Here is a 16,686-nt window from a genome sequence, read left to right as displayed (position 1 = left end):
AACATCAATCGGTACTCAACTCGTCTATCTATTGTTTATTGGTATAATTTTTAGGCCCAGGCTGAGAGCTAGTCTGAAAACAAAGGCATTTATGGAAGGGTTTCTTGATACAGGGAATACACATCCGCTTACTTCTCTCGCGATAAGGTGTGACAGATGTGCAAGGAAGAGAAGACGGGCCATACTTCGATTAAACCCTCTCATCGAGTCGTGATGGCTCTGTGGGTAAAGCAACACCGTCAAAACTTATCATCACCACTAATACTTAAATTCAAACAGCTCTCGATGTCTCGAAAGGTAAGGCAGATTTTCTGGCTTTAAAGCAGAAATTTGTGAGTGCTTCGAGATACCTAGCTTATTGAGAACCTCATCGGTGATCGAGGTGCCTAGTAAAAGTTTTCCCTCATCGGTAAAACTAATTAGCCCCTTATCGAACAACTTATCCAGGTTAGGCGATAGCAGCAAACCGTTGTAAGGATCAATGCGTTCAAAGGATTCACATAGCGACCAAGGAACGATATGAGAGGCAACGAGGAGTTCTGAAACGTCAGCAACGGAATGGTCCTGCTCAGTGATCTGGCGGACAGATTCTTCCTTAAATTCAGGGATAAAACGTGGTGTGCTCATAGACTCCTCCTATGCTCAAAATATAGGCCAGATTTGTCTTTGGGCGCGGGGTCATTTCAGACACTCCTAACTCTCTGATGCTTTGCAATCCAGTGAGTGAACCTATGGAGGCAGAAGCGTTCAGAAAGTTTGACCGGTAGTGAGAAAAGCGGCGAAAAGGAATCAAAAATGACAATTTAGTCATTAAGCGGTCACCTTATTGGACTGGTTAACACGCTATTCTTAAAGGGTAAAAAGAGAAAAACCTTACCCCTATTCCGATCGAGAAAATGACATGCTAATCCTAATCCTTGCTTATCTTGGTGGCGTGCTGACTATCGCGAGCCCCTGTATCTTGCCGGTGCTGCCGTTCGTATTTGCACGCTCCGACCAATCCTTTGCCCGTACGGGGCTTCCTCTGCTGGCCGGTATGGCGCTGACCTTTACGCTGGTCGCTACCCTCGCGGCCGTTGGCGGAGGTTGGGTCGTTCAGGCGAATCAGTATGGCCGCTGGTTAGCCCTGATTTTAATGGCAATTTTTGGTATCACGCTGCTATTTCCTCGTATCGGTGAGCGTCTGATGCATCCGTTAGTCTCGGCGGGGAACCGCATGACGGATGCGCTAAGCGTGGGTAGAAAACCGAAGATCGGGACCTCCTTTTTACTCGGTATCGCCACCGGTCTCCTATGGGCACCCTGCGCAGGCCCGATTCTAGGACTGGTTCTCACCGGCGCCGCGCTGCAAGGTGCCAACGTAGGTTCGACGCTGCTGCTTTTAGCCTATGCGGCAGGCGCGGTGACCTCATTGACGCTAGCGCTCCTGATTGGCGGCAAGGTCTTCACGGCGATGAAAAAATCCCTCGGCGCAGGAGAATGGATCCGTCGCGGCATCGGTGCGGCAATGCTGCTTGGCGTAGTGGCTATCTCCCTTGGCCTGGATACCGGGATATTAGCCAGAATATCAACGGCATCAACTGGCGGCATCGAGCAAACGCTGCTTAAAAAGTTTGGCGTAAACGATCCTGCAAATCCTGAAACGACGGCCGCCGCAGACAACGGTGCCTTGCCTACTCTTGCCGATCTGGGGCCGATGCCCTCACTGGACGGAGCTGTGCAGTGGCTAAATTCCCCGCCGCTTACCGCAGCCTCACTGCGCGGCAAGGTTGTACTGGTCGATTTTTGGACTTACTCCTGCATCAACTGCCTGCGCGCGCTGCCTTACGTGAAGGCCTGGGCGGATAAATATCGCAGTCAGGGACTGGTAGTCATTGGGGTACATGCTCCTGAGTTCGCCTTTGAACGCGACATCGACAACGTCACTAAAGAGTCAAAAAAACTGGGCATCGATTATCCAATAGCCATCGATAACGACTATAAAATCTGGCGCGCCTTCAACAATCAGTATTGGCCCGCACATTATTTTATTGATGCAAAAGGTGAGATCCGCCACACCCACTTTGGTGAAGGGGAATACGCTCAGTCTGAGCGTGTCATTCAAGAATTGCTGCGCGAAGCAGGTGCTAAAAATGTCGATACATCAATAAGTCAGGTGCAGGGCAAGGGCGTGGAACAAGCACCGGGGCTTGAGGGCTCAATTTCTCCCGAGACTTATCTGGGCTATATGCGCACCGAGAATTTTGCCTCCGATAATGCCGCGTCTGACGTTGCCGTTAACTATAAAGCCCCTGCTACGCTGGACCTAAACGCTTGGGCGCTTGATGGCAACTGGACAATCAATGACGAGAAAATTCAGCTCAACAGCGCACCGGGACGAATCCTTTATCAGTTCCACGCTCGCGATCTGCATCTGGTGTTGGGCCCCGGCAAAGACGGCAAAGCGGTACGATTTAAAGTCTTGCTCGACGGTAAAGTCCCTGGCGCGATGCACGGCAGCGACACCAACGCAGACGGTGAAGGCGTTGTCACCGACCAACGTCTTTACCAACTGATTCGTCAGAAGGACAACAGCGGCAATCACACCTTCAGCATCGAGTTCCTCAACGGCGGCGTGAATGCTTACGCCTTTACCTTTGGATAATTAGCCGAACAATTCAGTATACCGGGGGAGCATTTGCTCCCCCTTTGTCTATCTACACAATAGTTTAACTTGACCATTTCTCACGCCCTCCCCCATCATCGGTTCAGTATTTAATCGTGATTTACTGACAGAGGCATTGATGGAAAAGTATCGGCTGCAAATGACGGATGTCATTGATGATGAAGCAAAAGCGATAATCGGCGACGGTCTCGACGATTTCAATACCGAAATGGCAGGCATCAAGGATAGACAACCGCTGGCGGTTTTGGTGAAAGATCCACAGACCGGTAAAGTGCTGGGCGGTATGCTCGGGCGTACCTCTCTCGGGCTGATGTTTATCGAGCTGTTCTATCTACCTCTCACGCTGCGCGGTTCGGGTCTCGGCTCGGAGATTCTGCGACAGTTTGAACAGGAAGGGGCGAGACGCGGATGCACTTCAGGCGTGCTCTACACCCTCAGTTTTCAGGCACCGAATTTCTACGCCAAATATGGCTGGCAGCGCTTTGGCGAGATCCCTTGCTCACCTGAGGGCTCGAGCCGAATATTTATGAGCAAAGCCTTAACGCCTCAGTAATCCTCATGTTTTCCTCATTCTTTTAAGACAATATCAGTTGAGTCAATTTAAAAAGGAAGCCACATGTCGGTTAAGTCTCTCCCTCTTGTCGTTTCTGCGCTGCTGGCAGGCCTGAGTTTTCCGCTACTCTCTTTTGCCGATGACGCCCCGGCGACGCAAAATCTCCAGCTACAGCAGGCAGTCATTTTAAGCCGTCACGGCGTTCGTGCGCCGACCAAACAGACAAAAAAAATGGAACAGGTTGCCGCGAAAGACTGGCCAGTGTGGCCGGTAAAATTCGGTTATCTGACCCCGCGAGGTGAACATCTTGTCACATTGATGGGCGGCTATTACGGTGAGTATTTTCGTAAAGAAGGGCTAATATCCGACAAGTCTTGCCCTGCCAACGGTGCGATATTTGGCTGGGGAGACGTGGACCAACGCACGCGACTGACCACCCAAGCTTTGTTAAATGGCATTGCGCCGGGTTGCCACCTCGATGCCCATTTCCAAAACGATCTCAAAAAAGCCGATCCTCTTTTCCATGCCTTGAAGGCAAAAGTATGCAAACTCGATGAGAAAACGGCGCAGCAGGCTATCGAGCAACAGGCAGGAGGCTCTCTTTCGGCACTCGACAAAACCTATGCGCCACAGCTGCAGCTGATGAGCAACGTGCTGGATTATCCGCATTCCGCCTATTGTCAGAAGATGCAGAAAAAAGGCCAGCAGTGCGAACTGGGCATCAATATGCCGTCATCGGTCAAGGTGAAGGTGAAGGTGAAGGAAAATGGTACCGACGCATCGCTTAAGGGCGCAATTGGCCTTTCTTCTACGCTGGCTGAAATCTTCCTGTTACAGGATGCACAGGGTATGACCGACCCCGCGTGGGGAAATATCAAAGACCAAAAAACCTGGCAAGGCTTGATGGCGCTGCACAATCTGCAATTTAGTCTGATGTCAGGAACGCCTTATTTGGCGAAGTCCAACGGCACGCCAATCCTGCAAGCGATTGATAGCGCACTGGGAGCACCAGAGAAACCGGCTTCCGGCTATACGCTCCCGACGGGCAATAAGCTGTTGATTCTCGGCGGACATGATACCAATATCGAAAACGTCGCGGGCGCGTTGGGCCTGAACTGGTCACTGGACGGGCAGCCGGACAACACGCCACCGGCTGGCGCATTAGTGTTTGAGCGCTGGCAGAGCCGCACCTCGCACCAGCAGTATATTTCGCTGAAAATGGTCTATCAGACACGGGATCAGATGCGATCACAGCAGGTTCTGACGCTAAACAACCCACCGAGCAGCATAGCAATCACCCTCCCCGGCTGTGAAAATATCGGCCCCAACAAGCTTTGTGCCATCAAGACCTTCCATCAGGTCATGACCAAGGCACAGCTGCCGCAGTGTAAGATTTAAGTCTCACTCGGCTGGGTAACGCATCCTAGGCGTTATCCAGCCAAATCATCTCGACGCAGTCGAGGTAGGTACCCGTCGAGTGAGAAAAATACTTGCCTTTGGCGACCACGCTAAACCCTTGTCGCAAATAAAACCCCACCGCGTTTGGCGTAGAAGAGAGCGTAAGCTGGCGAATGTTTAGGCTTCTGGCCTGCTGCTTGATTTGTTCAATGATGGCCGCCGCTAGCCCTTTACCTTGATACTCGGGCTGGGTGAAAACAGCCTCCACGTGACCCGTGACCAGATCGAGGTAACCGCAGGCAACAGGATTTTTTCCATCTGAAGAATCTATGATAAAAACCTGATTTTCGGCGATTGTCTTGTTCATGCCTTCCGGCATGATATCGGGCGTAAACGCCTTCAGGGTGGGTTCATCATAAACCTGGACGCATCCGTACCTAAGCGCCGCGTTGCGCAGCCGCCATAATCCTTGAGCATCCCCTTTATTCGCGACTCTGATCTTCATTTTTCCCCCTCTGCCGTCAGATAAACCCGCCCTGCATTTTGGTGTAAACCCTATATTTACCCAGTTCTATCACCTTGAGATGGTGCAATAAACTGTTTTTATTCCCTGTGTTCTGTTACCTGGGTTACTCAGGTATTCTCGTTAATAATTTATAAAGATGGTACGCATCTTGCTGTAACTTGCTGAGAAAGGCCGTCAATCTACCCTGAGGAAACTATGATGAAGAAAAGCGCGTTGTTCACCCTACTGGCTCTGGCCTCGTTTAGCTCTCTGGCGAATGCCGACTCAGTCCTGCGCTTCGGTGTAGATCCTACGTTTGCGCCTTTTGAAACTAAAGCGCCCAACGGCAGCCTGGTCGGTTTCGACGTTGACCTTGGTAACGCCATTTGCCAGCAACTGAAGGTGAAATGCCAGTGGGTCGAAACCGGCTTTGACAGCATTATTCCGGCCCTAAACGCCAAAAAATTCGATGCCGTTCTCTCTGCCATGTCGGTGACACCAAAGCGTCAGGCACAGGTTGATTTTTCCGACATGCTCTACCACATTCCGAGCGTGCTGGTAGCCAGGAAAGGCAGCGGACTAATGCCTACCCCGGAATCGCTAAAAGGTAAAAGTATCGGCGTCGCGCAGGGCACCATTCAGGAAGCCTATGCGCAGGCGCTGTGGCAGAGCAAAGGCGTGAACGTCGTGTCTTATCAAAATCAGGATTTGGTGAATCAGGATCTTGAATCCGGCCGTGTCGATGCCACGCTGACCAACGCCGCCGCGGCGCAGTCGGGCTTCCTCGATACTGCCGCCGGTAAAGATTTCGCCTTCAGCGGTGAGATGCTGAATGACCCACGTTATCTGGGGGCCGGTACGGCAATCGGCCTGCGTAAAGGCGATAAAGAACATCAGGAGATGATCAACAAGGCGCTGGCGGCTATCCATAAAGACGGCACCTTCGATAAGATCTCAAAAAAATACTTCAGCTTTGAAGTCTATAATAAACAGCCATAATCATCGCTGGCCGTCGTAATACGGCCGGTTCGCACAGTCTTAAACAAGGAGATAAGGATGCTGCAGGGTTACTCTCAATTGCCTGATTTTACGGTGCAGCGTGAGCGCTTCCTCGCCGCTGCCAGACAAGCAGGCGCTAAACTCACGCAGTATCCTCATCCCCTGAAAGGCCCCAAGGGAGAAGCGTTAGCTACCGACGTGGCGGTGCTTGGCAACCCACAGTCTTCGCGACTGTTCGTGGTGGTATCAGGCACGCACGGCGTGGAAGGTTACTACGGATCCGAATGTCAGATTGACTGGCTGGCCGTGAATCACGCTAATACGTTGCCCGCCGATACCGCCGTGGTCATGATCCACCTGCTCAATCCGTGGGGCACTGCGCACCTGAGGCGGGTCAATGAAGACAACATGGATCTTAACCGCAACTTTATCGACTTTAGTAAGCCGCTGCCGGTGAATGCCCGCTATGAAGATCTGCATGATATTTATCTGAGTAAAGACTTAAACGGCCCTGAGCGCGCCGCCGCCGACGACCTGATGGACAAGTACTCGCAGGAGTCAGGCTGGAGTGAGATCAAAAAAATCGTCGAGGCGGGTCAATACACCCATGCTGAAGGGATCTTTTTCGGCGGCCAGCAGCCGAGCTGGTCTAACCGCACGCTGCTTACCATCATTCAAACACATTTGGCACATGCCAAAGCGATAGTCAGTTTTGATCTGCATACCGGCGCGGGAGCCTATGGTCACCCGATGTTGATGGCGATTGCCGAAAAAGCTTATCCTTCGCTGCAACCGGCGCGTGAGGTGTTTGGCCCCTGGCTGTATGTGCTGATAACCGGCAAGAATATTGGCAGTAATACCGGCGTAACGGCGACGGCAACCGGCTACCTGTCTCAGTTTATGCTCGACAACTTACCCGATACTCAGCTGATTCAACTGGTGGTCGAGTGCGGCACCTATGACGGTGAAACCATGCATCATCTGGTCCGCGACGACCACTGGCTGCATCTGTATGGCGATCCGCAGAGTCCGCAGGGCAAGAAAATCAAGGGTGAGCTGTTTGAAGGATTTTATCCGCAGGATAAAGACTGGCAGCAGTTGGTACATCTGCGCACCCAGCAAATCTTTAATCGCGCCTTTAGCGCGTTGGCATCTCTTTAATACTTTGCGCATTGCCCAGACTGAGAGCAGCTTGGGCAATGCGTTTATACGCGTCCGTAGAAGGTCATACGCGCCGTTTCAGAAAGTGAAATATCGGGCTGTGAATTATAGGCCAGCACCGCCAGCATTCGGGTTACCTCGCCTTCGGTCGGCGTCACGCGGTGAATCGCATTACGCCCGCGAAACAGCACTAAATCTCCCGCTTCGATGCCCAGTTTTTTCGGCTCGATAGCTTTACCCAGCAGCTGTTCCACGGCGGAATAGTTCATATCGCCGCCGTCTGCATCGCGTAAATTCTCAACGTATTCAAACACTCCGCCCGCCTGCGGTTTCTGTACCAGCAGCGTAATAGCAAACGAGGAGTTATCAAAATGCCAGCCCAACTCCTGACCGGCGCTGGCATAGTGCAGATTAATGGATGAGAGCGTGTCGGCATACGGATACAGTCGTTCTTCGCCCAGCACGGCGCACAGAAAAGCACGGAATTCCGGCGCATCGTAAAGCGCACGCAGCGCCGATGCCTGAGGAATTTCCTCGTCAGTAATGCAGCCTTTAGATGAGACAATCTGGCGGTTCCTTGGATGCGTCGCCGGCAGGCTGTCGTCAGGTTTCAGCAGATAGACGTTATGATTGCTGCGGGTGTAATACGCCAAATGCCGATTTTCATCCCCTTCCTGTTTAATCGCGGCAAGTGCCGCAGGGGTGAGGAACTGGTTCAAAACCAGCGCCCCCTTTTCATCCAGCGTTTGCTTGCACTGCGCCAGAAAATTAGCGTCCAGAATGGGATTTGCAGCGAGGTTTACAATCTTGTCGAGTGGTTGCATTGGAGCCCTCAGGAATTAATCAGGAAAAAATCAGTTGCTTCCACTTTAACCAACCCGCTCGCGGTTAGGAAACGAAATAGCGTGATGATTAACCTTTTTGTTAATCGGTTGCGACAAATGAAAACTTCTGATTTTATGAGGGTTAGTTCACAATCCCTTCAGGCACTACGGAAAATAAGATGACAACATTAAATCATTTTGGACAACCGATCGGTGACGAGATCCCCGGCTGGCAAACGCGCCCTCTTCCAGAGCCTATTACGCTGCAAGGAAGCTATTGTCATCTTGAGCCACTGGACGTTGGCAAGCACAGCAAATCTCTGTTTAACGCCTGGCACAGCATTGATGATGACCGAGACTGGACCTATTTCTCGATCAATCGCCCTGCTAGCCAGAAAGAGTGCGACACCTACATTACCAAGATCTCCAGCCTGAAGGATCCGCTCTATTTCGCGGTGATTGATAACGCCACCGGCGACGCGATCGGCGGTGTGTCATTAATGCGTATTGATGCGGTAAACGGCGTGGCGGAAATTGGCTGGGTCAACTGGTCCCCGCTGATGAAACGCTCGCGTTTCGGCACCGAGGCTATCTACCTGCTGCTGAGCTATCTGTTTGATACGCTGGGGTATCGCCGCTGTGAGTGGAAATGCAACAGCCTGAACGATGCCTCTAACGCCTCGGCCAAACGTTTTGGCTTCACGTTCGAAGGGACGTTTCGTCAGGCGCTTATCACCAAAGGCAACAACCGCGATACCTGCTGGTATTCAATCATTGACGGCGAATGGCCGCCTATCGGTGCGGCGTTCAGGCAGTGGCTAAGCGCAGATAACTTCACGACTGAAGGCCTGCAAAAGCAAAAGCTTGAAGCCTTCATGCCTAAACCTAAAGCTGAGTAAATCTGAAAAATAACTGAGTCAATTTAGAACAATGCGCCTCGCTAACGAGTCTTGAGCCGCTCAGGCCGTTGCTCTTTCTCCAGCAGGCGTTTTTTTCGCTCTACGCCCCAGCGATATCCGGAAATATTGCCGTTGTTCTTCACGACCCGATGACAAGGAATGGCGACCGCTAAAAGATTGGCGGCACAGGCGCCGGCCACCGCTCGTACGGCACGAGGCGAACCGATTTTTTCCGCCACCTCGGAATAGCTGAGCGTTTCACCTACCGGGATAGCCCTCAGCGCATGCCACACCCGCTGTTGAAAAGCGGTACCGCGAATATCCAGCGGCAGCGCCAGTTCGCTTTGCGGACTGTCAACAAACCCCACCACGGTTGCGATACGTTTTTCGAAATCCTCATCATTGCCGAGCAACGTGGCGTGTGGAAAATTATCCTGTAGGCTTTCTACCAGCCTTTGCGGGTTATCGCCAAGCAGGATTGCGCAGATCCCGCGCGGACTTTCGGCAACCAGGATGTCGCCCAGCGAGCAACGCCCGACGGCAAACCAGACCGCAGTGCCTTTACCCCCGGCGCGATAAGCGCTTGGCGTCATGCCCAGACTTGCGCCCGAGCTAGCGTAGAAGTTACCGTTCGAGGCATATCCGGCCTCAAGAATAGCCGAGGTGACCGACTGAGTTTCAACCAATTTTTCCCGTACCCGCTGCTGCCTTTTCGCCACTGCATAGGCGCGCGGCGTCAGGCCGGTGTGGGACTTAAACACGCGATGAAAATGGTAGGCGCTCAGCCCAACCTCTCGGGCCAGAGCCTCGAGAGTGGGCGTTTTTTCACTGGACTCAAGCAGGCGGCAGGCCTGCTCAACCTGCTGAATATGCTGTTGGCGCAGGGAAATACGCCCCTGACGGCAACGCTTGCAGGGGCGATAACCGGCGGCCTCCGCCTGCTTGGCCGCGGCAAAAAACTCGACATTTTCACGATTAGGCTGGCGCGACGGACAGGACGGCGCACAGTAAATTCCCGTAGTCCTGACGGCATAAACAAACTGCCCATCGGCCGCAGCGTCACGGCCGACAATCGCCTGCCAGCAGGCGTCAGCATCGGCTAAGCGAATATTTTTATCATCACGTTTCATGGTCAGTCTCACTCATCGGATAGAATAACCCAACCTTACCCCCCTTAACGACGCTGAACACTCTGCGGCTTGCTTTTTCATTCCGCCAGCGGATGCGCCGGTGTCGCCAGAATAAGCTGGTAGAAGGCTAAATCCAACCAGTTATCGAACTTGTAGGCCGCCTGTCTGATGATGCCTGCCTCGACGAATCCGGCCTTGGTATGCAGGGCAATACTGGCCTGATTGGTGGCATCAATCCCACCAATTAGCGTGTGCACCTCACGGCGTTTCGCCTCGCCGATAATGGCATTGAGCAATATTTTGCCCAGCCCTTGCCCGCGATGTTCTGGGTGAATATAAATAGAGTGCTCGACGGAATATTTGTAGGCCGGCCATGCGCGGAAGGTCCCATAGCTGGCAAAACCGAGCAGCTTGCCGTCAGTGTCCTCCAGGCCGATGACCGGAAAATTACCGTTGCGCTTCGCGGCGAACCACGGCCACATGCTTTCCAGCGCCCGGGGTTTGTAGTCGTATAGCGCGGTTGAGTTAAGGATTGCCTCATTGAAAATCTCTAGTATTGCGACGGCGTGCTGCTGTTCGGTGCATTCGATCAAATTCATGATTGTCCCCTTGTGGCTTTCAATTCCAATATAGTAGAATTAATTCTACAAAAGTAAACACAGAGAAACATAAAATGTCAATCGATGAAATAATTGCCGGCCGTCTGCAGGCGTTACGCAAAGGAAAAGGCCTGAGTCTCGAACAGCTGGCCGCGCTTTCTGAGGTCAGCAAGGCGATGATTTCCAAGATTGAGCGTCAGGAAAGTAGTCCGAGTGCGACGGTTCTCGGCAGGCTGGCGGCCGGTCTGGGAATTTCCGTCACCCAACTGCTGTCAGAGGAAAACGCCGAAGCTAAAAATCTGCGTCGCCTCAAGCAGCAGGAAATCTGGCGCGACCCGGACATCGGCTATCTTCGCCGCCAGGTTTTGCCGCCCGAACCGTCGAGCGGGCTTGAGTTGATTGAAATCACGCTGCCCGCCGGGGCCAGAGTCAGTTATCCAAGCTGGGGAAACCGCGCCTATCGGCAGCGGCTGTGGCTGATTGAGGGGCAGTTGGCCATTGACTACGGCGAGAGTCGCTATGAATTAGCGACCGGAGACGTGCTGACGTTTGGCGTTGATTTAGCCGTCACTTTTGATAACGTGGGGTCTGAAGCCTGCCGCTATTTATTGGTGATTAATCAAGGATAAGGAAATGCCAGTATCCATTATCAGTCTTACTACGGTGCTTGATGCCCGTTTTATCGCCTTGGTCAGCCAGCTTGATGCCTATCAGAGCGTGCTTTATCCGGCGGAAAGCGACTACAGTATGCCACTCGATCAGATGGCCGCCTTTGAGCACTATCCGTTTATCGCCGAAATTGACGGTGTCGCCGTCGGCTGTGCCTGTTTGTTTATTTGTGCCAACGGTCTGGCGGAAGTGAAACGCGTCTACGTCAATCCTGACTATCGCGGGCAACGCATCGCTGAGCGACTGATGGATGCCGTTGAATCTCAGGCCCGACAGCTTGAACTGCCAAGCCTGTATCTTGAAACCGGCGTCGATCACCATGCCGCCATCGGCCTTTATCAGAAATGCGGCTTCACCCTGACCGAATGTTTCGGTGACTATCAGTACGATCCGCTGAGCGTTTACATGGTCAAGGTGCTGGCCTATCGGCAGGTCGTCTGAGTCATGGGTCTATTTCAGCCAGCGCCTGGTGGACCTTTCGCAGCAGCCACATCGCACGGTCACGCTGGCGACGATACTGAGTCATCATCATGAGTCCGCTTTCAGGCGTAGTTTGCGATAAATCCGCCGCCAGTTCCTGGAAGCCGGGAAATGCGCCGCCGCGATAGCTGAGATCATAGTGAAAATCATCGGTCGAGCTGTAGCGCAGACGATGTAAATCACCCACGACGCGGCTCAGCAACGGCTGCCAGCGCGTCGGTTCTTCGCTTGCCCGCTGCGTAAGTCTTGCGACAGGTTCGCTCAGCGCCAGCAAACTCTTTTCGATTTCCCCCAAGGCAAAGCGAGCATCCACCCGCTGGCTAAGCGCATTGAGCGCCAACGCCATTTTGGCGAGATAGTCGGTCACGTCTAGAGGCAATATCGCCTCATGAAGTAATACCTCCAGCCAACGCACGTGGATCAGGCAGTCGCGCCAAAGAAGGGTTAAATCGACCTTATCATAGCCGTCGTGCTCGGTGTGCCACCACCAGCCGCCGCCGCTGCCGGGTGAATGGCTGGTTTTTTCGAGTGGCACTTCGCGCAGCGCGAAATGCAGCGGTACACCGCTGCCCCAGAATGACTGGTCACCGCCTTTGCCCAATGGCGCAATCCATCGCGCAGGCCTGTCGGTAACCGCCTCGACCGCCTGATTTAGAAAGGCTTGCGACTCCGCGCCGCTGGCATTGATGACCACCTGAACCGCGTCTTTACAGCCCGGTGAATCTACGTTGATGTGTGCCACGCAGTGCTGGCCGAGCTGTTGTCGATAGTTATCGGCATACCAGGTTGAGCCGCCGTAGCGGGCGTTAGAATGCCCCGGCCACCACGCGATGCGCAGGCCGCGCCGCAGCATTGCCGCTTGCGGTTTAAAATGCAGCGCCATCGCCAAACAGAGCGCATTACCGGTGGCATTGTCGGTGACCCCCTCATGCCACGAGTCATAATGTGAAGAGAGCAGCACAAATTCCGGACTCTGCCCGGCAATCTCGACCAGCGGCAGACTGCATGTTTTCACCTGCCGTTGTACCTCGGTGCTTAAAACGGCGTGAACCGGTGTGGTCACCAGATTGCATAGGCCGAGCAGGTTCTGACCGTCGTGATAATTAATCGAAATCACCGGCAGGCGCGGATAGCGCTGCTGGTCATCCGGGGTCGGTGTGCCCCAGATAGGCCCCACCGTCTCTTCGTGCAACGCGTTTTCGGTCGATCCCCAGATATGCACCAACCCAACGGCCTGCGCCGCATCCAGGCGCTGAACGTAATCCTCAAACCCCTGATCGGCAATGACAATCTTGCCCCTGACCTGTTCGGCCCACCGCTGCCACTCCCTGTCGGAACGCGCACGGGTTGAGTCGGCATCGTAAAATAGCGCCGCACTCACTCCCTGCGGGCAGTGTGCGGAAAAAGAACGCGTCTTGGCCCGGCAATGCCATTCCGGGAATTCGGGCAGCGCCAGCCGACCGGACAGCGGATCGCTCAGCAACAGTGGAATGTGTTCAATACGCGCATTCAGGCCGTGCGACTGAAGTTGATCCACCAACAGCGTGGCAGAACGCTCAGCATCTTCGCTGCCGGACAGACGATGCAGCTGCGAAAAAGCCAGCAGCAGGTCATCCATCACCGGCATCAGTTGGTCATATTCCGGGGGCGTAAAGGCCATTATTTCGCGCCTGATGCCTGATGCACCGCAATATCCAGGTCACCAAAGTACTTCACGCGGATCTTGTCCCAGGTGCCGTCGGCAACGATCTTCGCCAGCCCCTGATCGAGCAGCGCTTTCGTTTTGTCATCGCCTTTGCGGACGCCGAAGGACGATCCTACGCTAAACAACTTATCGTCCCGCACCTCAGGCCCGGTCAGGGTAAAATCTTTACCCTGCGGCTTATTGAGGAAACCGTAGGTAACCGCCACCGCCGGGCTCAGCGCCGCGTCGAGACGACCCGCCGTCAGATCCTGATAGATAGTATCCTGATCCGCATAGGGCACCACGTCGACGCCCTTCGGCAGCCAGTAGGCGTTGGCATACATTTCCTGAATCGAACCTTGCTGCACCGCCACGCGTTTACCTTTAAGCGACTCGGCGGTCGGCAACAGCGGACTGCCTTTCTGTACCACGAGCTTGGTGGGAATGTGATAAACAAAATCGCTGAAATCAATAACTTTACGGCGTTTATCCGTCGCCCCCTGCGGCGAAATGAAATCGACTTTTTTGGCGATCAGCGAAGGAATTTCGGCGTCAAAACTGGTCACCACATAGTCGCATTTCACCTGCATCTCTTTGCAAATGGCGTTGGTGACATCAATTTCGTAGCCGCTCGGCGTCCCTTTTGCATCGCGGAACTGGAAAGGCGGATAGCTCAGGTCGGCCGCAACGCGCAGCGTCTCCTCGGCGTGGGCAGCACCGGCGGAAAGCGTCAGCCCCATCAGGGCCAGCGTCAGCATGCTTTTCGTCATCTTGTTCATTGATTCACTTCCTGTCTATTGTGATGTCTTGTTGTTATTTGTTTATTCAGGCATTGGGTGATGCAAAAGCGTCTAGATTCAGTTCTGCGCCTTCCAGCTCAGGAACTCCTCCCTGACCGCGCGCAGCATTTCTGGGCTCTCGATCAGGTCAACTGCCGTCATCGCCAGCGCCTTGGCTGCGTTGAGCATCGCCGCCAGACCCGCCTCGGAACCGGCGGCCTCGGCAAACTCCGGCGTATGCGGCATGACGTCACCGATGCGCAGATAAGGGTGGATAGCCGCCGTTATCTGGCTCACGTTGCCGATATCCGACGAGCCTATACCGCCGCTGCGCGGAGGCGGAACCACCTCAATGCCCAGCGCGTCAAGGTTCTGCCTGAAAAACTCGGCCAACGTGAGGTTGTTGTTACGTTCGGCATAGGTCAGCCCCTCTTCGATTTCGAGGCGCGCACCGCTCATATCGGCCGCGCCCTGCGCCGCCGCAAAGACTTTGTCACGTACAGTGCTTAGGCCTTTTACCGTATTGGCGCGCAGCAGGAATTTGGCTTCGGCATAGGCGGGAACGATATTGGTGGCGCTGCCGCCGTGGGTAATAATGCCGTGCACGCGCACGTCGTCGGTAAACAGCTGGCGCAGGGCGTTAATGCCGACAAAGGTGTGGATCACCGCATCAAGCGCACTAATGCCGTTTTGTGGCGCTGACGCCGCGTGCGCCGCCTTGCCGTAAAATTTGAACACCGCATCGACGCAGGCCAGTCCTCCACGTACTACCATGGTCTTGTCGCGTGGATGGAACATCATCGCCGCGTCGTGGTGGTCGAAAAACCCCTTCTCGGCCAGGATAATTTTACCGCCGCCCTCTTCCTCGGCCGGGGTACCTATGACCTCGATACGCCCGCTAAGCTCAGGAAAACCGGTCTTTAGCGCCAGCGCAGCGGCTATCGATGCGGTCCCGATCAGATTATGACCACATGCGTGGCCGAGGTCTGCCAGCGCGTCATACTCCGCCAGTAGTGCAATAGTCGGGCCGGGTTTGCCGCTGTCGAAGGTGGCGCGAAAGGCAGTAGGCAGCCCCCCCAGCCCTTCCTCAATCTCAAACCCCGCCTCGCGCAGCGGGGCAATAAGCGCTGCCGCAGAAGCGACCTCCTCAAAACTCAGTTCAGGATTGGCATGAATATGCAGAGCGAGCTGCTTTAACCGGGGAGCAAGGTTATCGAGGGTATAAATAATTTTATTCTTTTGTTCTATTTTGGTGCATTCCGACATGATATTTCCCTGAGCTGGTGCAGAGTAATTCCTGATATAGGCTTAATCTGGCGGCCTTTGTGGCGTGATTAGCGGTAAACATCAGAAATAGGGGATTTTCTGCCTGCCGTCCAATTAAGTGTTTTTATCTCACGCCCCTTTCATGCAAAAATTCTTTTATGGCTTGAATAAACGGTGGTATCAATCGTGAATGAAAAAGACTGGCTCATTATTCACAGCGTCTATCAGCACAAAAATATTACCCGCGCCGCAGAGCAGCTTTACACCTCGCAACCGGCCCTGAGTTATCGGCTTAAACAGATCGAGCGCAAGCTTGAGATTCGGCTGTTTGAAGAGGGCCATAAAGGTCTGGTGTTCAGCGCACAGGGTGAATATCTGGCGCAGCACGCACAGAAGGTGTTACGCGACCTACAGCAGCTCAAGGAGAATCTGCACAGTCTGGAGATGGCGCAACAGGGTGAAATAGCCATTGGCGTGTCGAGCAACTACGCCGCTTATCGCCTGCCGCCGCTGTTGAGCCGTTTTCGGCAGTCGCATCCCGGGATTCGTATCAATCTGATGAGCGGCCTGAGCGAGGAGATTTTCACGCTGTTGCAGCGCGGCGAGATTGATATCGCCATCGTTAAAGATGACTACCACTGGAAAGAAGGCAAGGAACTGATTGATGAGGACGACTATCTGCTGATCGGCCAGCAAGACTTTGATTTTGCACTATTGCCCCACCTGCCGCAGATTCGCATTGTTCACGGCCAGCACGTCACACAGTTGCTCGAACGCTGGTGGAACGCCAATTTTTCTCACGCACCGAATATTGCGATGACCGTTGATAAAATTGAGGTTTGTCTCGGTATGGTCACTCATGGACTGGGCTACGCGATTATTTCAAGCTATCTCCCATTACCTGACAGCCTGTATCGTCGCCCCATTACCCTCGGGGGCCAACCGGTGAAAAACCGCACCTGGCTGCTGTATCGCTATAATCTTCAATCTTCGCCGATGATGCAGTCATTTATTAATATTCTAAAAAGTAACCAACCATAGCGCGCGGGGCAAAAAGCCGATTTCTATCGTCTAT

The 16,686-nt window shown here is 53.6% G+C and carries 17 protein-coding genes; 9 read left to right on the top strand and 8 right to left on the bottom strand.

The window, feature by feature from the left end:
• Positions 1–258: 258 nt before the first annotated feature.
• Positions 259–627 (bottom strand): HNH endonuclease signature motif containing protein, encoded by a 369-nt coding sequence (locus tag BS640_RS22165; protein WP_017493977.1) that lies wholly within the window; start codon positions 625–627, stop codon positions 259–261.
• Between the two features lie 274 nt (positions 628–901).
• Here BS640_RS22165 and BS640_RS15280 point away from each other — a divergent pair, with 274 nt between their 5' ends.
• From BS640_RS15280 to BS640_RS15270, 3 genes are all read left to right on the top strand, one after another.
• The gene (locus BS640_RS15280; RefSeq protein ID WP_084912872.1) at positions 902–2,644 is read left to right on the top strand and encodes a cytochrome c biogenesis protein DipZ; all 1,743 of its coding nucleotides are present in this window, start codon (positions 902–904) and stop codon (positions 2,642–2,644) included.
• A 139-nt stretch (positions 2,645–2,783) separates the two neighbouring features.
• Complete coding sequence (locus BS640_RS15275) at positions 2,784–3,218, top strand: GNAT family N-acetyltransferase (protein ID WP_017491401.1); 435 nt, start codon at positions 2,784–2,786, stop codon at positions 3,216–3,218.
• 63 nt (positions 3,219–3,281) lie between these two features.
• Positions 3,282–4,616: a histidine-type phosphatase gene (locus BS640_RS15270; RefSeq protein WP_084912871.1), complete on the top strand. Its 1,335-nt coding sequence runs from the start codon at positions 3,282–3,284 to the stop codon at positions 4,614–4,616.
• Positions 4,617–4,641: 25 nt separating this feature from the next.
• Here BS640_RS15270 and BS640_RS15265 read toward each other — a convergent pair whose 3' ends face one another.
• Positions 4,642–5,121, bottom strand: coding sequence for a GNAT family N-acetyltransferase (locus tag BS640_RS15265; RefSeq protein ID WP_084912870.1), 480 nt, complete (start codon positions 5,119–5,121; stop codon positions 4,642–4,644).
• A gap of 219 nt (positions 5,122–5,340) precedes the next feature.
• Between BS640_RS15265 and BS640_RS15260 the strand changes: the two genes are divergently transcribed.
• Both BS640_RS15260 and BS640_RS15255 read left to right on the top strand, forming a co-directional pair.
• Positions 5,341–6,120 (top strand): ABC transporter substrate-binding protein, encoded by a 780-nt coding sequence (locus BS640_RS15260; protein WP_017491404.1) that lies wholly within the window; start codon positions 5,341–5,343, stop codon positions 6,118–6,120.
• A 57-nt stretch (positions 6,121–6,177) separates the two neighbouring features.
• A complete protein-coding gene (locus BS640_RS15255) occupies positions 6,178–7,281 on the top strand; it encodes a M14 family metallopeptidase (protein WP_084912869.1) in 1,104 nt (367 codons plus the stop codon).
• A 44-nt stretch (positions 7,282–7,325) separates the two neighbouring features.
• Here the strand turns inward: BS640_RS15255 and BS640_RS15250 are convergent, their stop codons facing one another.
• Positions 7,326–8,105 (bottom strand): HalD/BesD family halogenase, encoded by a 780-nt coding sequence (locus tag BS640_RS15250; protein WP_084912868.1) that lies wholly within the window; start codon positions 8,103–8,105, stop codon positions 7,326–7,328.
• 179 nt (positions 8,106–8,284) lie between these two features.
• On the opposite strand from BS640_RS15250, the gene BS640_RS15245 reads away from it, so the two are divergent.
• Positions 8,285–9,004, top strand: coding sequence for a GNAT family N-acetyltransferase (locus tag BS640_RS15245; protein ID WP_017491407.1), 720 nt, complete (start codon positions 8,285–8,287; stop codon positions 9,002–9,004).
• A gap of 41 nt (positions 9,005–9,045) precedes the next feature.
• On the opposite strand, the gene ada is transcribed toward BS640_RS15245, so the two are convergent.
• The gene (ada, locus tag BS640_RS15240; protein WP_084912867.1) at positions 9,046–10,134 is read right to left on the bottom strand and encodes a bifunctional DNA-binding transcriptional regulator/O6-methylguanine-DNA methyltransferase Ada; all 1,089 of its coding nucleotides are present in this window, start codon (positions 10,132–10,134) and stop codon (positions 9,046–9,048) included.
• A 77-nt stretch (positions 10,135–10,211) separates the two neighbouring features.
• Entirely contained in the window at positions 10,212–10,733 is a 522-nt protein-coding gene (locus BS640_RS15235) for a GNAT family N-acetyltransferase (protein ID WP_017491409.1), read from the bottom strand.
• Between the two features lie 74 nt (positions 10,734–10,807).
• Here BS640_RS15235 and BS640_RS15230 point away from each other — a divergent pair, with 74 nt between their 5' ends.
• Together BS640_RS15230 and BS640_RS15225 are read left to right on the top strand one after the other, a co-directional pair.
• Positions 10,808–11,362 (top strand): helix-turn-helix domain-containing protein, encoded by a 555-nt coding sequence (locus tag BS640_RS15230; RefSeq protein WP_017491410.1) that lies wholly within the window; start codon positions 10,808–10,810, stop codon positions 11,360–11,362.
• A 4-nt stretch (positions 11,363–11,366) separates the two neighbouring features.
• Positions 11,367–11,843: a GNAT family N-acetyltransferase gene (locus tag BS640_RS15225; RefSeq protein ID WP_017491411.1), complete on the top strand. Its 477-nt coding sequence runs from the start codon at positions 11,367–11,369 to the stop codon at positions 11,841–11,843.
• 1 nt (position 11,844) lies between these two features.
• Here the strand turns inward: BS640_RS15225 and BS640_RS15220 are convergent, their stop codons facing one another.
• From BS640_RS15220 to BS640_RS15210, 3 genes are all read right to left on the bottom strand, one after another.
• On the bottom strand, positions 11,845–13,542 hold the full coding sequence (locus BS640_RS15220; protein ID WP_084912866.1) for a M28 family peptidase: 1,698 nt from the start codon (positions 13,540–13,542) through the stop codon (positions 11,845–11,847).
• Positions 13,542–14,345, bottom strand: coding sequence for a transporter substrate-binding domain-containing protein (locus BS640_RS15215; RefSeq protein WP_017491413.1), 804 nt, complete (start codon positions 14,343–14,345; stop codon positions 13,542–13,544). Before BS640_RS15215 ends, BS640_RS15220 begins: the two co-directional genes overlap by 1 nt.
• A 78-nt stretch (positions 14,346–14,423) precedes the next feature.
• The gene (locus BS640_RS15210) at positions 14,424–15,611 is read right to left on the bottom strand and encodes a M20 family metallopeptidase (protein ID WP_084912865.1); all 1,188 of its coding nucleotides are present in this window, start codon (positions 15,609–15,611) and stop codon (positions 14,424–14,426) included.
• Between the two features lie 186 nt (positions 15,612–15,797).
• Between BS640_RS15210 and BS640_RS15205 the strand changes: the two genes are divergently transcribed.
• Complete coding sequence (locus tag BS640_RS15205) at positions 15,798–16,652, top strand: LysR family transcriptional regulator (protein ID WP_084912877.1); 855 nt, start codon at positions 15,798–15,800, stop codon at positions 16,650–16,652.
• Positions 16,653–16,686 lie beyond the last annotated feature (34 nt).

The sequence above is a fragment of the Rouxiella badensis genome, from assembly GCF_002093665.1.
Lineage (GTDB): Bacteria > Pseudomonadota > Gammaproteobacteria > Enterobacterales > Enterobacteriaceae > Rouxiella > Rouxiella badensis.
The sequence above is the reverse complement of the archived record's forward strand: the minus strand, read 5'-3'. Positions and strand labels throughout refer to the sequence as shown.

Coding starts and splice junctions, on each gene's coding strand:
- BS640_RS15250 (WP_084912868.1), bottom strand. CDS start 8,105: ATGCAACCACTCGACAAGATTGTAAACCTCGCTGCAAATCCCATTCTG.
- BS640_RS15255 (WP_084912869.1), top strand. CDS start 6,178: ATGCTGCAGGGTTACTCTCAATTGCCTGATTTTACGGTGCAGCGTGAG.
- BS640_RS15235 (WP_017491409.1), bottom strand. CDS start 10,733: ATGAATTTGATCGAATGCACCGAACAGCAGCACGCCGTCGCAATACTA.
- BS640_RS15225 (WP_017491411.1), top strand. CDS start 11,367: ATGCCAGTATCCATTATCAGTCTTACTACGGTGCTTGATGCCCGTTTT.
- ada (WP_084912867.1), bottom strand. CDS start 10,134: ATGAAACGTGATGATAAAAATATTCGCTTAGCCGATGCTGACGCCTGC.
- BS640_RS22165 (WP_017493977.1), bottom strand. CDS start 627: ATGAGCACACCACGTTTTATCCCTGAATTTAAGGAAGAATCTGTCCGC.
- BS640_RS15260 (WP_017491404.1), top strand. CDS start 5,341: ATGAAGAAAAGCGCGTTGTTCACCCTACTGGCTCTGGCCTCGTTTAGC.
- BS640_RS15265 (WP_084912870.1), bottom strand. CDS start 5,121: ATGAAGATCAGAGTCGCGAATAAAGGGGATGCTCAAGGATTATGGCGG.
- BS640_RS15245 (WP_017491407.1), top strand. CDS start 8,285: ATGACAACATTAAATCATTTTGGACAACCGATCGGTGACGAGATCCCC.
- BS640_RS15270 (WP_084912871.1), top strand. CDS start 3,282: ATGTCGGTTAAGTCTCTCCCTCTTGTCGTTTCTGCGCTGCTGGCAGGC.
- BS640_RS15280 (WP_084912872.1), top strand. CDS start 902: ATGCTAATCCTAATCCTTGCTTATCTTGGTGGCGTGCTGACTATCGCG.
- BS640_RS15215 (WP_017491413.1), bottom strand. CDS start 14,345: ATGAACAAGATGACGAAAAGCATGCTGACGCTGGCCCTGATGGGGCTG.
- BS640_RS15210 (WP_084912865.1), bottom strand. CDS start 15,611: ATGTCGGAATGCACCAAAATAGAACAAAAGAATAAAATTATTTATACC.
- BS640_RS15220 (WP_084912866.1), bottom strand. CDS start 13,542: ATGGCCTTTACGCCCCCGGAATATGACCAACTGATGCCGGTGATGGAT.
- BS640_RS15275 (WP_017491401.1), top strand. CDS start 2,784: ATGGAAAAGTATCGGCTGCAAATGACGGATGTCATTGATGATGAAGCA.
- BS640_RS15230 (WP_017491410.1), top strand. CDS start 10,808: ATGTCAATCGATGAAATAATTGCCGGCCGTCTGCAGGCGTTACGCAAA.